Origin of the sequence: Leifsonia sp. RAF41 (assembly GCF_052114085.1) — a bacterium.
Taxonomy (GTDB): domain Bacteria; phylum Actinomycetota; class Actinomycetes; order Actinomycetales; family Microbacteriaceae; genus Leifsonia.
In genome coordinates this window covers 999,232-1,013,363 of the sequence record NZ_JBFREB010000001.1, presented here as the reverse complement: position 1 = coordinate 1,013,363, position 14,132 = coordinate 999,232, and the positions used below count along the sequence as shown (strand labels likewise).

Sequence of the window (14,132 nt, the reverse complement as noted above, 5' to 3'; positions counted from 1 at the left end):
TAGAAGATTTTTTCGGCGCGCCTCAAAAGGCAGTCTCGTGCGAATCTGAGCGTCAGAAACTGAACCCCGGCTCGGGCGCTACCGCTAACCGATCCGCTCGGCCACCGCGAGGTCGCCGCCGCCTTCGACGGTGAGGCGGCGACCGATCCGGACCCGCTGCGGCTCGTCCGTGAAGGCGCCCGCGAACAGGGCCTCCCCTTTGCGGAACGACGGGGACTGCTCCAGCAGCTGGGGCGGCACGAAGCCGAACACATCGGCGAGCTCCGCCAGATCGCGTGGCGAGTTCATCCGCATCAGGCCCAGGTTGTCGCACTGGGAGAGGACGTTCGGGTGGATCTTGGTCGGCCGCTGCGTCGACAGGAACAGCCAGAGGCCGAATTTGCGGCCCTCCGCGGCGATCTGAATGAGCTGCTCGGTCAGTTGCGCCTCCACACTCGTTCGCGGGGTCGGGGGGCAGAAGTTGTGCGCCTCATCGATGACGATGAGCACGGGCCGGCGCTCCATCCGCTTCAGCCACAGGTCCTCCAAGATTCCGAGGGCCGCGGCCTGCGGCTCTCCGGGATGCGTGAAGCCTCCGACGTCGAGGACCACGGCGCGCGGGCGCTCCGCGACGACGGCCGCGCTGGAGGACCTCCCGAACGCCCACAGCGGCCAGTCGAGGACCTGGAGGTTGTCGAGCCGCAGCCCCAGACGCCGCCGCGCGGGGTCCGTGGACGCGGCCAGGGTCTGGATGAAGGTCTCCCGAGCGAAATTCTCCGGTCGCACGTCGATGTGCAGGAGGGCGTTGTACTCCTCCTCGTCGATGATCGGGTCGAGCCGGCCGACCGCGGCCTTCGACGGAACGCTCAGGTCGACGAACCGGATGTGGAGTTGCGGCTCCCGCTCGGTGCTGGAATGGAACGTCCGGATGTCGAGGTCGCGCCAACGCGCTGCGTCGACCTCTTCGACATCCTCACGCGTACGGGAAAGCTCGGTGAAGTCGGCGTTCGGGTCGAAAACCGCTATCGGCAGCTCGGTCTCCAGCAGCAGCTGCTCCAGCACGACGCCCAGCGCGTACGTCTTCCCGGACCCGCTCTGCCCGCACCAGAACGTGTGCCGGTTGAAGCGGGAGCCGTCGAGGACGGCCGGCCGCTCCGGGGTCTCTACTGTGGTGCCGACGGTCAGCGGAATCATGGGGCCTCCTCCCGTCGGGCCGTCCGGCCCGCGTGCGGCCGATGCTAGCGCCGGGATGCGGCGTGCCAACAGCCCACAATCCGCCCGGTCGGTTCAGGCGGGCCGCAGGGTGTCCGGCAGAGGGAACGGCAGCGTGTAGGTCAGCTGCGGCGCGTCGATGGCGCCGAAGTCGTCCTTCTTCACGACGATCCGCTGCGTCGACACTTCGGTCAGCCGGACGCGCAGACGGCGGCCGTCGTCGAGGAGCAGCTCATACCGGTCGGCCAGGTAGCCGATCCCTGCCCGCTCCAGCGTCTCCTCACCCGTGAGCCAGTCCACCGGGCCGGTGAGCTCGCGCCCCAGGAGGTCGACCGGGACGAAGGAGTCCCCCTCCGGACGCAGCCATCCGACGCGCTCGCCGTCCTCGCGGCGGTGCTCGATCCATCCGTGCATTCTGGATACCCTAGCGGCCGAGTGCGGACCTATGATGAGCGCGTCGACACCCGGTGGTGCCCGGCGCCCGACGTCGAGCCCCCTTCCGGAAGGAGGTGCGGCATGTCATTAGACGTCGCGGAGGCGGGTGAGCGTGCCGAGAGCCCGCTCACGGCCGAGGAGCTGTTCGAGGCGGGTCGCGCCGCGCGCGCCGACCTACCACGCTCCGATCTCGCCGAGTATGAGCCACCACCGGGGCGCGACCCGGTCGGCATCCTGCGCGCGCAGCACGAGAACCGCCTGCAGAACCTGATCGACCTGCGGGTCGAGCGGATGAGCACGAGCGCGTTCGCGTTCTACCGCGGAACGGCGGCGATCCAGGCCGCCGACCTTGCGAGCGCACCGACTACCGGCGCGGAGGTGGTGATCTGCGGTGACGCCCATCTGAGCAATTTCGGCATCTACCGGTCGCCAGAAAACTCGATGGTGTTCGACATCAACGACTTCGACGAGTCGACGGTCGGACCGTGGGAGTGGGATCTGAAGCGCCTTCTCGCCAGCGTCGTCCTCGCGGGACGTTCGCTCTCGCTGCCGGCCGCTGCCCTCCGCGAGGCCACCGAGGCGGCCGCCGCGCAATACCGTACCGCGCTGCAGCGCACGCTCGAAGCCCCCTTGCTGAACCGCTACTACGCGCCCGCGACGGTCGAGTCCCGGCGCAACCGCAATGCCCTGAGCGCCGACATGGTCAAGCTCGTCGACCAGGTGACGAAGGAGTCGCTCAAACGCACGAGTGAGCGCGTCGCTCGCAAGACCCTCGAGACGGATGAGAACGGCGTGCTGCGTTTCGTGGACAATCCACCCATCCTGCGGCGCGCCGAACCCGAGGTGCAGGCCCTGGCCGAGGGCGCCTACCAGCTTTACCGGACGACCCTCCCGCCGAATACGGCGTTGCTCGCATCCCAGCTGCGGCTGGACGACGTCGCCCGCCGCGTCGTCGGGGTCGGCAGCGTCGGGACCCGGTGCTTCATCATCGCCCTCCGCGGGCCCACCGGCGAAGCGGTCCTGCTGCAGCTCAAGGAGGCGGAGGCTTCCGTCGTGGAGCGCTTCGGCGGCGTCGCCCCGCTGCCCGGATACCTGGATCTGACGCTGCTTCCTGACGAGCAGGGGTACCGCGTGGTCGCCTGCCAGCGCATCCTGCAGGCGGTATCCGACCCATTCCTCGGATTCCTCCGGGTGGAGGGGTTCGCCTTCTACATGCGCCAGTTCCGCAACCGGAACGCCTCGTTCGACATCCCGTCGATGAACCCGACGCAGTTCTTCGACTACGGCCGGATGTGCGCCGCGGTGCTCGGACGGGCCCACGCCCGCTCGCCCAAGGCGGCGTTCGTGTCCGGCTATGTCGGCTCGGGGCCCTCGTTCGTGCGTGCGACGTCGGACTGGGCCGAGCGCTACGCCGACCAGGCGGAGGCGGACTTCGCCGAGTTCCGCGTGGCGGCACGGGACGGGGTGTTCGCCGTCACCTGACGCTGGTGCCTGCCCGCTGGCCTTCCGGCAGGAGGAACGCGCGCACCGCATCCTCGACGCCGGGAGTGTCGAGGTGGAGGCCGTGCCGTGCGTCGAACTCGGCGAGCGACGCATGCGGGATGCGCTCGGCGAGCACGCGGGCGTGACCCACAGGCGTCAATGCGTCGTGCGTACCGTGGAGGACCAGCGTCTCGGCGCGGATGCGGTCGAGGACGGCCAATCCGTCGTGGTCCCGGCTCGCGGCGAAGTGCCCACGCAGCGCGGGACGTGTGGCCACGCGGGTGAAGAAGCGGTCGACGTCGTCGGGATGCGCGCCCGCCCAGTCCGCGTCGAAGAACAGCGGGAGCATCCGGTCCCTGTCGCCGCTGAGCAGGTCGGCGATCGCGGAGGGGTGGCGTGGCGCCGCGCTGCGGTCGCCGGAGCTGGTGGCGATCAGCACCAGACGACGAACGCGCTCGGGGTGGTCGGCGGCGAGCCATTGGGCGACCCGGCCGCCCATCGAGTGGCCGACGAAGTGCGCCGCCGCCACTCCGGCTGCGTCGAGCACCGCGACGGCGTCGTCGCCGAAGCCGCGCGTCGAGTAGGCGGCGGGATCGCCGATCCCGCTCTCCCCGATCCCCCGGTGGTCGTAGCTGATGACCCGGAAGTCGTGGGCCAGCGCGTCGGCGAAGGGACCCCAGCCGTGCATCCCGGTCGCCTGGCCGGCGATGAGCAGGACCGGCACGCCGACGCCGTGATCTTCAAAGGCGATACGCGTGCCGTCGTCGGCGGTCGCGAACTCCGTCACGAGGCGGGCACGATCGGGCGCTCGCGGACGGCGCGCGCACTCCAACGGCCGTCCCCCTTTTCCACCCGGATGCGGTGCTCGAACGCCCGCGAGACGGTCTCGGTCGTGATGACCTCGTCGATGTCGCCGACGGCGAGCGTTCTGCCGTGCGCGATCAGCAACGCGTGCGTCGTCGTCTCGGGAAGCTCCTCCAGATGGTGGGTCACCAGCACGGAGGCGAGATCGGGCGAGCTGTGCGACAGCCCGTCGATGGTCTCGAGCAGCTGCTCGCGAGCGGCGACATCGAGGCCGGTCGTGGGTTCGTCGAGGAGCAGGAGGCGCGGGTCCGAGATGAGCGCACGGGCGATGAGTGCGCGGCCGCGCTCGCCCTGCGACAGTGTGGGCCAGCGGGCGTCCGACCGTTCGTCCAGGCCCACCGCATGCACGAGGTCGCGCGCCCGTTCCAGCTCCGCCGCCGTCGCCTCCCAGCGCATCGGCGGTTCCAGCGTGCCGGTGAGCCCGGTCAGGACCACCTCGGTCACGGTCAGCGGCGAGCGCACCGGGTGCCGCGGGTTCACATGGCCGATGTGGCGGCGCAACTCCTGGAGCTCGACGCGGCCGAGACGCCTGCCCAGCACATCAACGGTGCCGGATGTCGGGAAGCTGAGAGCCCCGCAGAAGCCGAGCACGGTCGATTTACCGGCGCCGTTCGGACCGAGCAGCGCCCAGTGCTCCCCCGCCCGGACGGTGAGGTCGATGCCCTCGAGGATGTGCGTCCCACCGCGACGGAAAGTCACATCGTGCAGTTCGAGGACGGGTGCGGGGCTCACCGATCCACCCTATCCACCGCCGAGGGCGACCCTGGCAATCGGCAGAGCGTCCCTTCTCGGGCCAGGCTGCCGGGTCTACTGTGCGTGATCGATGTATGCATCCCGCACAGCGATGCGTCAGAAGGAGAACCCGAACGCCGTGGCCCTCGACCTGCCGACCCTCCCCCTCATCACCGCGCGTTTCCGCGGCGATGCCACCGCCGAACTCAGCGTCGACGGCGAGCGGGAGGAGTTCGCGGCCGAGAGCCTGGAAGAGCTGCGCGATGCCGTTCTCACCCGGGTGACCGCTGTGGCGGCCGATCTCGGGCGCCCGGTGCAACTCACCGCCGAGGACGACGACGGGGCGTGGCTGCTCGCGGTGCACCCGGATGGCGAGATCGGCGAAGAGGAGCCGCTCGAAGCGGATCCGGGCGAGTCCGGTGAGGTGCCGCCACCGAGCCCGGCCCACGGAGCGCACGCCGCGGGGACGCACAACGCGCTGGATGCTCCGCAGCGCACGTCGTTCCTCCAGGAGCAGCCCCGGACCGACCGGGCCGGCCGCGGATGGCGCGGCGTCCTCGTGCGCGTCGGGGTCCCCGTCGCCGCCTCGCGTTCGGAGCGGGAGGAGCGGGCCGAGGTGCAGGCGGTGAGCCGGCACTGGGCCGGTCCACGAACGGTCTCGATCGTCAACGGCAAAGGCGGCGCCAACAAGACGCCCACCACGGCGATGCTCGCGTCCGTCTTCGCACGTAACGGCGGATCAGGCGTGCTGGCCTGGGACAACAACGAGACCCGCGGAACGCTGGGCTGGCGGACGGAGCAGGCGGCCCACGACGCGACGCTGCAGACCCTGCTCCCGGCGGTCGAGCACCTGCTCTCTCCGGCCGCGCAGTCGTCGGAGCTGGGCTACTTCGTCCACCACCAGACCGGCGACAAGTACGACGTGCTGCGGTCGAATCCCGCCATGCTGGCGACCGAGCAGCGGATCACGACCGAGGACTTCGACCGGCTCCACGCGGTCGCCGCCAAGTACTTCCGGCTGATTTTCGTCGACTCGGGCAACGACGAGTCGGCCGAGCGCTGGCTGCGCATGATCGACCACACCGACCAGCTGGTCATCGCGACCACCGCGCTCGGTGAGCACGCCGAAGCAGGAGCGCTGCTGCTCGAAGCCCTCGCGCAGCGCGACGAACGGTCGGCCCGGCTCGCGCGGGACGCCGTCGTGGTCGTCTCGCAGTCCGAGCGGACACGAAACCGCACCGACGCACGGACGGTCGCGGCAGGATTCGAGCCGATCGCCCGGCGGGCGGTGACGATTCCCTTCGATCCGGCGCTGCACGGGGGAAGACTCGACTTCGCCTCGCTGGCGAAGCCGACCCGCCGTGCGTGGCTGCATGCCGCCGCCGCTGTCGCCGAGGGACTCTGACCCGGGGCAGGCCCGGACCGCGGGTCACGGTTCGGTGACGTTCGGGCTTTCTTCGACATCCACCTAGCCGACGCACAGGCCCAGTGCCTACGCTCCCCCGATATGACGACGCAGCCACTGAGAGTGGGGCTCCTGGCTCGCCGCCGGCTGGCCCGGCTGGCCCGCCGCGACGCCGCCGCCGTGCACGACACGGAGCCGGATCGTGGCGACGCCACGACCCCGACCGTGGCGACCCTGCAGGCGCGCGCCGACGCCTACGCCCGGCGGGAGGAGCAGCGCTTCTTCCGCGGGATGCGCCGCGAGCTGACGGAGCACCGCGTGCTCGTCTCGGCCCTGCGCGGCGATCTCGACGCGTACGAGGAGCAGCTGGACCGGGTCCCCGACGGCGACCGGCGGAACGTCGCCGAGGGACGCGGACCCGCCTTCGAGGAGCTGCGGCGCCTCGAGCGGCGCGTCCGGCGCGCGAACCGTCGCGCCGACGAGCTCAGCGCCCTCATCAACTCCCACTTCACCGCGGCCCAGCTGCGGGCGGCACGGATGTTCGACCGATCCGACGAGAAGACCGCGATCTACTGGGGCGCGCTCCGCGAGGCCACGGCCGGACGCGTCGCACCCCGCCCGCCCGCGCTGCGGCGCTCGGAATGGCTCACCGCACGCGGGACCGCGGTCGACGCGCTGCACCCGATCAGCGCATCCCGAACCGTCGACACCACCCGCGAACATGACGACGACCCCAGGAGGACCGATGCCCGGACGTGAACGGCTGAAAGACTATCGCGTCCCCGCCACCGGCGGCCTGCGCCGCCGGCTCCTCTGGAGGCTGCGGCGCATGCGCCACGCGGTCGACGTCGAGACGCTCGAGGTGTTCGAGCACGAGCTCTCCGCCTTCGAGCGCGCCGGCGTCGCCCACCTGGAAGGGCAGCGCACTCGGAATGTCGCCGCCGCTTCGGCGCGGGTCGCCGAGGCGCAGCAACGCGAGGAGCTGATCCGACGGGCGCTCGACCGCGCCGAGGCCGACATCCGTCGCGCCGACCAGGACGTCGAGCGGCTGGACGCCAAGCTCGCCGGTCACGATCCCGACTTCCACACCTACGCCTGAGAGGACGCCATGGCACGCGACATCGTCACCCGCCCGCCGCGCCTGCGCCCCCGCGTCGGCCACATCTCGCCCTTCGCCCACGCGATGGTCTATGTGCTGCTCGCCGCCATGATCGCGGTCGACTACATCCTGCTCGCCCAGGCGCTGACCCTGCTGCTCCGGAACGACAGCCAGTACGGCTCGATCGGGTTGCAGATGTACGTCATCACACTCGGGATCTCGCTGGCCGTCGTCACGCTCCCGCACGTCGTCGCGATCCTGCTGCGACGCGTACAGGCGGGAGTGATGTCGCGCCGCTGGATCGCGACCGCCATCGTTCTCGGTCTGATCTGGGCGGCCATCCTCGCGGCGATCACCGTCGCGCGGATCAAAGCCGGCATCGACGCGCAGAGCGCCGGCGGCCTCACCGGCCTGGTCGGCGGCTCGCAGACCGCCGCTCCCGCCGGCTTCTCCTGGACGGCGCCCGACACGATCATGGCGTTCCTGATGCTCGGGGTGCTCATGACCTCCGGCGCTCTGAGCTTCGTCGCGGCGTGGTTGACCACACGCCCGCTCCTCACCGCCGCCGAGAAGGCGCACGCGCACGCGACCCGACTCCGGGTGCACCGCGACCGCTTGCTCGGCGAGGCCGTCGCCGCACAGGAGCGGACGCGATCCGCCCTGCAACTCGACGCCCACGACGCCGTGCGCTACACCGGGGCGCGGGTGACGTTCCACTCCCGGATGGACGTGGTCCGCGCCCAGCTCGCCACCCGGTTGGCCCAGCGCGAGCGCGACCCGGAGAGCACCAGCCAGATCATCCGGGAGCTTCGGGCGCGCCGCAGCGTCGAAGCGGCCGACGTCGCGGCGCCACTGCCTCCCGGCGGATCGACTCCGGGCACGGCGACCGGAGGGCTCCAGTGAACCGGACCCGCAGCCGGCTCCTCGCTGCCGCCGCTGCCGTCGTCGCCGTGTGCGCCGGTCTGACGGCCTGCGCGCCCGCAACCGCCTCGGGCGAAGCCTGCGACCAGTCCCACAAACGCAACCTCGGCGTCGTCGCCGGCAGCACCGCGAACGCGCCTGCGGTGGCGCTCCCCGCCTCCGCCTCGACGCAGCTGGCGGCCGCGGGCAAGACGAACGGCGCGGTGACCGTCGTGGTGCCGTCAGGCACGCCGCAGGTCATGGGCACCACACCACTGGGCTCGTCGGCGCAGGATGCGATCGTCTGCCAGAACGACCAGCGCACCAAGCTGACGCAGATCGCCTCCTACATCGACGGTCTGAAGGCGACCGCTCCGGAGGTCGATTACCTCGGAGCGATCGACCAGGCAGCACGCAACCTCGGCAGCGACCCGATGGGCGTCGTCGTGATCGGCAGTGGACTGCAGACCACCGACCCGCTGAACTTCGCCGGCACCGGCCTGCTCTACGCCGACCCGACCCAGGTGGTCTCCGATCTGACGGCCCGCAACCTGCTGCCGTCGGATCTGAAGGGTGTGACGGTCTACTGGTCCGGGATGGGCGACGTCGCGGGAGCCCAGCAACCGCTCACCGTCCCGGCGCGCAGCAACCTGGAGGCCATCTGGTCCGCCGTGGTCCAGGCTGCCGGCGGCACCCTCTCGCTGCTCCCCGAGCCTGCGTCCGGAAGCGCAGCCGCTGCGCTGCCGGCCGTCACTCCCGTGACGGTCGAGGCGGTGGCGACGAAGACGGACTGGACGCATCCCGTCGTCATTCGCAACAGCGACCTGCTCTTCACGAAGGACACGGCCGAGTTCTCGGACCCGACGGCCGCCCAGACGGTGCTCTCCACCCTCGTGCCGGCGATCGAGCAGAACGGCAAGCCGGTGAGGGTCACCGGGACCGCCTCGAAGGACCAGGCGACGGACAACTCCGCCGACACGGCCCTGTCGTTGCGGCGCGCCGACGCGGTGAAGGCCGCGCTCGTCGGACTGGGCGTCCCCACCTCGCTTCTCCAGACTGCGGGCGTGGGCTACGAATGGTGCGGCTGGAAGAGCGAGACGGACGCTGCGGGAAAGTACTCCGACGCCCTCGCCGAGCAGAATCGTACGGTTATTCTCACGTCCGCAGGCGTGGGCCTGTGCGGCTGATGCGAAGCCACCCATGATGGGAATGCCGGGGCGGCAGCCGAAGTTCCCCCCGGCATGACGACTATCGGACTCATCGGTTCAGGACACATCGGATCCCAGCTCGCGCGGCTCGCGGTGGCGCACGGCTACGACGTGGTGCTCAGCAACTCCCGCGGCCCCGAGACCCTGCAGGGGCTCGTGGACGAACTCGGCGAGCACGCGCGCGCGGCAACGGCCGCCGGGGCGGCCGCCGCCGGCGACATCGTCGTGGTGACCACGCCGCTCGCCGCCGAGGCGACGCTGCCCGTCGCCGAGCTCGCGGGCAAGGTCGTGATCGATACGAACAACTACTACCCGCAGCGGGACGGGCACATCCCGGAGCTGGACGACGAGTCCACCACCGTTGCGGAGCGCCTGCAGAAGGTCCTTCCGACCTCCTACGTCGTGAAGGCCTTCAACCACATCGGAGCCGCTGAGCTCACCAGCCAGGCTCGGCCCGCCGGCGATCCCGACCGCCGTGCGCTCATCGTGGCGGGCGACGACGCCGGGGCGCGCGAGCGTGTCGCCGCACTCATCGACCAGTTCGGGTTCGACGCGATCGACATCGGGGAGCTGGCGGAGGGGTGGCGCGCTCAGCGCGATACTCCGGCCTACGTGAAGAGGTACGACGCGGCCGGACTCCGCGAAGCTCTGGCCGCTGCGAAGCGCTACCGCGACAAGTGATCGAGGACGGTGGGGCTCAGTGCGCGGGCTCCGCGACGAGCTCCACCGTCACCGTCGCGTCGTCCGCGTCGGCCGCGGCGCGGGCGGAGAGGTAGCTCCCGCTCACGAAGGCGACAGTCGCGAAGACCAGTGCGACGATGAGGTCGGCCCACTCGGTGGAGGTCATGTGCTGCAACAGCCCACCCGGTCCTTCGGTGGCGTCGGCGGCGTCGGGCGCCAGGAGCAGTCCGAAGGCCAGCGCGCAGACAGCGGCGGAGAATCCGAAGACGTACCAGGCGATTTCTTTCACATGCCTAGCTAACCGCGGCGAGAGAAGCGGATGAAGAGCCTTGCGCGATCAGCGACCAAGGTGCTAAAGGGACACCCGACTACCCTCTGTACTTTTCCATGTGGACGCAACACAATGACGTTACATGAGCCACCCTCATATAATCCGCACGCCGGACCAGCGGCTCCGGATCTTCGTCTCCTCGACGCTGCAGGAGCTCGCCGCTGAGCGCCGCGCCGCGCGTACGGCCATCGAACGCCTCCACCTCGCGCCCGTGATGTTCGAGCTCGGCGCCCGCCCGCATCCCCCTCGGGAGCTGTACCGGGCCTACCTGGAGCAGAGCGACGTCTTCCTCGGGCTCTACTGGGAGCGCTACGGCTGGGTCGCACCCGACGAAGAAGTCTCGGGCCTGGAGGACGAATACAACCTGTGCCCACCCGAACTACCCCGCCTGCTCTACGTGAAGAGCCCGGCCGACGCCCGCGAGCCCAAGCTCGCCACGCTGCTCGCCCGCATCCGGGACGACGACCGGGCCGCCTACAAATACTTCGAGACCCCGAAGGAACTGGCGCAGCTGATCGAGAACGACCTCGCCACCCTGCTGGCCGAGCGCTTCGACCAGAGCCGCGCCGTCGTGACCGCCGACGTCGCGAGCGACGCCGACCGGGTCGTCGAGCCGGTCCGCCTTCCGGTGCCACTGACGGGACTCGTCGGGCGAGACGGCGACATCGCGGCGATCGTCGACCGGCTGGAGCACGGCACCCGGTTCGTGACCCTCGCCGGACCGGGCGGGATCGGCAAAAGCCGTCTCGCGATCGCCGCCGCCCGCGCAGCGGCGCAGGACTTCGACGATGGCGCCGTATTCGTCGACCTCTCCGCCGTCCATGACCCGAAGCGCGTCCCCAACCGCATCGCCCAAGCGCTCGGGGTGCGCGACACCGGCGACGCGCCCATCGTCGACAATCTGGTGACCGCGCTGCGCGACCGCCGTATCCTGTTGGTGCTCGACAACTTCGAACAGGTGCTGGACGCCGCCCCGCTGCTCACCGGACTCCTCGCCGCCGCCCCCGGGGTGTCGATGCTGGTCACCAGCCGAGCTCTGCTCCGGGTGAGCGCCGAGCAGAGCTACGAGGTCGGGCCCCTCGCCGAGGACTCGTCGGTGAGCCTGTTCGTCGAGCGCGCGCACGCCGTGAAGCCGGACTTCGAGATCACCCCGGAGAACACCGAGGCGGTGACCCGGGTCTGCGCCGCTCTGGATGGCGCCCCGCTTGCGATCGAACTGGCCGCCGCGCGCATCCGGGTGCTCTCCCCCGCCGAGCTGCTCGACCGGCTCGACCGCCGGCTCTCCGTGCTCGTCGGCGGATCGCGCGACCTCCCCGAACGCCAGCAGACCATCCGGCGGACCATCGAGTGGAGCACCCAACTGCTGTCGCCCGATCAGCGGCGGCTGCTGTCGTGGCTGGGTGTCTTCGAAGGCGGCTTCACCCTCGAGGCCGCGGAATTCGTGGGTACCGACGGCGATCAAGCCGACGTGCTCAGCGACCTGGCCGTGCTCGTCGACTCGAGTCTGGTCTCCCAGCACGACAGCGATGACCGTCCCCGCTTCACGATGCAGGCGATCGTGCGCGAGTACGCCAGGGAGCAGCTCGCCGCCGATGGCGGCCTGAACAGCGCCCGCGACGCCCACGCCCGGTACTTCATCGACCTCGGATCCCGGGCGCGACTCCCCTTGAAGGCCGGCGGTCAGCGCGAGTGGATGCAGCGGCTCGGCGACGAACGTGACAACCTCCGTGCAGCCGAGCGCTACCTGCTGGATGCTCGTGACTGGGACCGCGCGGCGCAACTGGCCTTCAACCTGTTCCTGTACTTCTGGGTGATCGGGCTCCTCGGCGAGGTGCGCACCTGGATGGACGAGCCGCTCGAGTCCGGCGACCTCCTCCACGATCGGACGCGCGCGATCGCCCTGTACTTCACTCGGACCATTCGCTTCTGGAAGGACCCGGACGGGCGCGTGGCGGCCGATCTCTCCGAGAGCGCCGACCTGTTCCGGCAGAGCGGGGACCGCACCGGCGAGGCGATGGCCTACATCTCGCTCGCTCTCGCCCTGATGGCCGGCGAGAAGCCCGACAGCGCCCGCGCGGCCGAGGTGATGGAGCGCAGCCTCCAGCTCTTCCGGGAGACCGGGGACGTCTGGGGCGAGTCCATGGCGCAGGTGCTGCTCGGCCGGGTGGCACTGCTCGAGCAGCACGTCCGGACGGCCCTCGACCGCTTCGACGAGTCCCTGGCGCTCACCCAGCGCAGCGGGGACGGGGTGGGCGGCCGCATCGCCGCCTACCATCTGGGCTGGGCACACCTCCTCCTCGGGTCCCCCGAGGACGCCAGGAAGGACTTCGCGCTGAGTGTCACGCTCTCCACCTCCCTGGGGCACATCGAGGGGATCGCCTACGGACTCGAGGGATTGGCGGCCGTCGCGGCCCTGGCCGGCGACGTCGACCGGGCCGGTCGGCTGGCGGGGGCAGCCCACGCGTTGCGGGAGCGGTCGGGCACGCACAACGGCCCCACGTTCACGTTCCACCAGCGATACCTTGACCGCCTCGCCGCGGCAGCGCCTGCCGGCCGTCTCGCGGCGGCGGTCGCCGAGGGCCGCGAGCTGGGGGTCGAGCAGGCGGTCGCCGAGGCCCTCACCGAGCCCAGCCTCAACTGACGGACGCGGTCAAGCGGGGAAACGGGTCAGGCGATGAGGGCCTGCTCCTCGTTGTCAGCAGCCGGTGCCACCCACGCGCCGTAGACGGCGATGCGTGCGGACTCCTGCGTCGCGTACACGCCCAGCTCACGTCCGGTGCAGTCGGTGGCGACGAAACCGTCGTGGTTGCGGTCGACCATGCCGACGTACGCGGTCGGGGTGGAGGCCACCCAGAGGGAGGCGGCGGGCGAGTGCCAGGAGACGTACTCGGTAGGGAGATCGATGATGTCGGCGAGCTGTTCGGCCACGGTTCTTCCTTACTTTTCTGCCGTCGGGATGCGATCGGACGTGTAAGAAGATGATCGGACGACCGGTTCCGGGACGCAAGAAAACCGGGGGGCCTTGCATGGGTGAACGGCTTCCGCTATAAGCCCTTCACCCTGCTGCTTCCCGCTGGCCCGGCGTCAGCGCTGGCCGGGCGGCCGCAGCTCCGACTCGTCCATCACGACCATCCCGGAGGCGCGTCCACCGGTCTGGATCATGGCCTCGATCCAGTCTTTGTTGAGGGTCGGGATCTTGGAGCCCGAGAAGAACATGTGCAGGGCGACACCGTTGTCGACCCAGATCGTGTGGCGACCGCTTCCGAGCTCGGCGGGGACCGGCCAGGTGAGGAAGAAGTTCTCGCCCCGGCGCAGCTTGGTGCTGATCGCGATCTGCATGTGGAACAGCAGGCGGTCGTCGAGTTCATAGCTTTCGCCGTCGTAGCGGAGTGTGCCCACTGGGAGCCTTTCGGGTCGTTGTTACCGCGCTTCACTGCTGCTGTGAGCCTATACGCCTGGAATACAGGTGTACGGTGGCCGCGCGATAGGGTTCTACAGCATTCGCGTCGAAAGGATAACCGCATGATCGTTCACCGCCTCACGGTCGATGGAAAGGACTACTTTCTCCCCGATCCGGTGGACGACCTCCGCGGGAAGATTCTGGAGGCGGTGCGCGCCGGTGGCGGCTACGTCACCATCCCGCCGCTCCGGGGTGGTCCCGGCGTGGATGTGCTGTTCTCCCCCGGCATGCCGGTGACCTGGGCTCAGATCGAGGTCGACCCGCCGGCGACGCGCCAGGAGGAGCAGCGCGTCGACATCGACTCCTTCGACGCCCTCTGATTCTCTGAGATACGCACACCGAAC

General features: G+C 70.3%; 16 protein-coding genes. 9 read left to right on the top strand and 7 right to left on the bottom strand.

Annotated features, from left to right (window positions below; all coding sequences use genetic code 11):
* Positions 1–84: 84 nt before the first annotated feature.
* Positions 85–1,173, bottom strand: a complete 1,089-nt coding sequence (locus AB4Y74_RS04790; RefSeq protein WP_441797974.1) for an ATP-binding protein — start codon at positions 1,171–1,173, stop codon at positions 85–87.
* Positions 1,174–1,266: 93 nt separating this feature from the next.
* Positions 1,267–1,605 (bottom strand): hypothetical protein, encoded by a 339-nt coding sequence (locus AB4Y74_RS04785; RefSeq protein WP_441797973.1) that lies wholly within the window; start codon positions 1,603–1,605, stop codon positions 1,267–1,269.
* A 102-nt stretch (positions 1,606–1,707) separates the two neighbouring features.
* Between AB4Y74_RS04785 and AB4Y74_RS04780 the strand changes: the two genes are divergently transcribed.
* A complete protein-coding gene (locus tag AB4Y74_RS04780) occupies positions 1,708–3,108 on the top strand; it encodes a DUF2252 domain-containing protein (protein WP_441797972.1) in 1,401 nt (466 codons plus the stop codon).
* Here the strand turns inward: AB4Y74_RS04780 and AB4Y74_RS04775 are convergent.
* Entirely contained in the window at positions 3,101–3,895 is a 795-nt protein-coding gene (locus AB4Y74_RS04775) for an alpha/beta fold hydrolase (protein ID WP_441797971.1), read from the bottom strand. The genes AB4Y74_RS04780 and AB4Y74_RS04775 overlap by 8 nt on opposite strands.
* Entirely contained in the window at positions 3,892–4,704 is an 813-nt protein-coding gene (locus AB4Y74_RS04770; RefSeq protein ID WP_441797970.1) for an ABC transporter ATP-binding protein, read from the bottom strand. The genes AB4Y74_RS04775 and AB4Y74_RS04770 overlap by 4 nt, the downstream gene beginning before the upstream one ends.
* Positions 4,705–4,795: 91 nt before the next feature.
* Between AB4Y74_RS04770 and AB4Y74_RS04765 the strand changes: the two genes are divergently transcribed.
* The 6 genes from AB4Y74_RS04765 (at position 4,796) to AB4Y74_RS04740 (ending at position 9,997) form a co-directional block, all read left to right on the top strand.
* The gene (locus tag AB4Y74_RS04765) at positions 4,796–6,109 is read left to right on the top strand and encodes a MinD/ParA family ATP-binding protein (protein WP_441797969.1); all 1,314 of its coding nucleotides are present in this window, start codon (positions 4,796–4,798) and stop codon (positions 6,107–6,109) included.
* A 102-nt stretch (positions 6,110–6,211) separates the two neighbouring features.
* Positions 6,212–6,868, top strand: coding sequence for a hypothetical protein (locus tag AB4Y74_RS04760; RefSeq protein WP_441797968.1), 657 nt, complete (start codon positions 6,212–6,214; stop codon positions 6,866–6,868).
* A complete protein-coding gene (locus AB4Y74_RS04755; protein WP_441797967.1) occupies positions 6,855–7,208 on the top strand; it encodes a hypothetical protein in 354 nt (117 codons plus the stop codon). Before AB4Y74_RS04760 ends, AB4Y74_RS04755 begins: the two co-directional genes overlap by 14 nt.
* A 9-nt stretch (positions 7,209–7,217) precedes the next feature.
* On the top strand, positions 7,218–8,111 hold the full coding sequence (locus AB4Y74_RS04750) for a hypothetical protein (protein WP_441797966.1): 894 nt from the start codon (positions 7,218–7,220) through the stop codon (positions 8,109–8,111).
* Complete coding sequence (locus AB4Y74_RS04745; protein ID WP_441797965.1) at positions 8,108–9,295, top strand: OmpA family protein; 1,188 nt, start codon at positions 8,108–8,110, stop codon at positions 9,293–9,295. Before AB4Y74_RS04750 ends, AB4Y74_RS04745 begins: the two co-directional genes overlap by 4 nt.
* Before the next feature lie 54 nt (positions 9,296–9,349).
* Positions 9,350–9,997: an NADPH-dependent F420 reductase gene (locus tag AB4Y74_RS04740; RefSeq protein WP_441797964.1), complete on the top strand. Its 648-nt coding sequence runs from the start codon at positions 9,350–9,352 to the stop codon at positions 9,995–9,997.
* Between the two features lie 16 nt (positions 9,998–10,013).
* On the opposite strand, the gene AB4Y74_RS04735 is transcribed toward AB4Y74_RS04740, so the two are convergent.
* A complete protein-coding gene (locus tag AB4Y74_RS04735; protein WP_441797963.1) occupies positions 10,014–10,286 on the bottom strand; it encodes a hypothetical protein in 273 nt (90 codons plus the stop codon).
* Between the two features lie 124 nt (positions 10,287–10,410).
* Between AB4Y74_RS04735 and AB4Y74_RS04730 the strand changes: the two genes are divergently transcribed.
* Positions 10,411–12,969: an ATP-binding protein gene (locus AB4Y74_RS04730; RefSeq protein ID WP_441797962.1), complete on the top strand. Its 2,559-nt coding sequence runs from the start codon at positions 10,411–10,413 to the stop codon at positions 12,967–12,969.
* A 26-nt stretch (positions 12,970–12,995) separates the two neighbouring features.
* Here the strand turns inward: AB4Y74_RS04730 and AB4Y74_RS04725 are convergent, their stop codons facing one another.
* Positions 12,996–13,256, bottom strand: a complete 261-nt coding sequence (locus AB4Y74_RS04725) for a hypothetical protein (RefSeq protein ID WP_441797961.1) — start codon at positions 13,254–13,256, stop codon at positions 12,996–12,998.
* A gap of 156 nt (positions 13,257–13,412) precedes the next feature.
* Complete coding sequence (locus AB4Y74_RS04720; protein ID WP_441797960.1) at positions 13,413–13,727, bottom strand: DUF7882 family protein; 315 nt, start codon at positions 13,725–13,727, stop codon at positions 13,413–13,415.
* Positions 13,728–13,850: 123 nt separating this feature from the next.
* Here AB4Y74_RS04720 and AB4Y74_RS04715 point away from each other — a divergent pair, with 123 nt between their 5' ends.
* Positions 13,851–14,108 (top strand): hypothetical protein, encoded by a 258-nt coding sequence (locus AB4Y74_RS04715; protein WP_441797959.1) that lies wholly within the window; start codon positions 13,851–13,853, stop codon positions 14,106–14,108.
* Positions 14,109–14,132 lie beyond the last annotated feature (24 nt).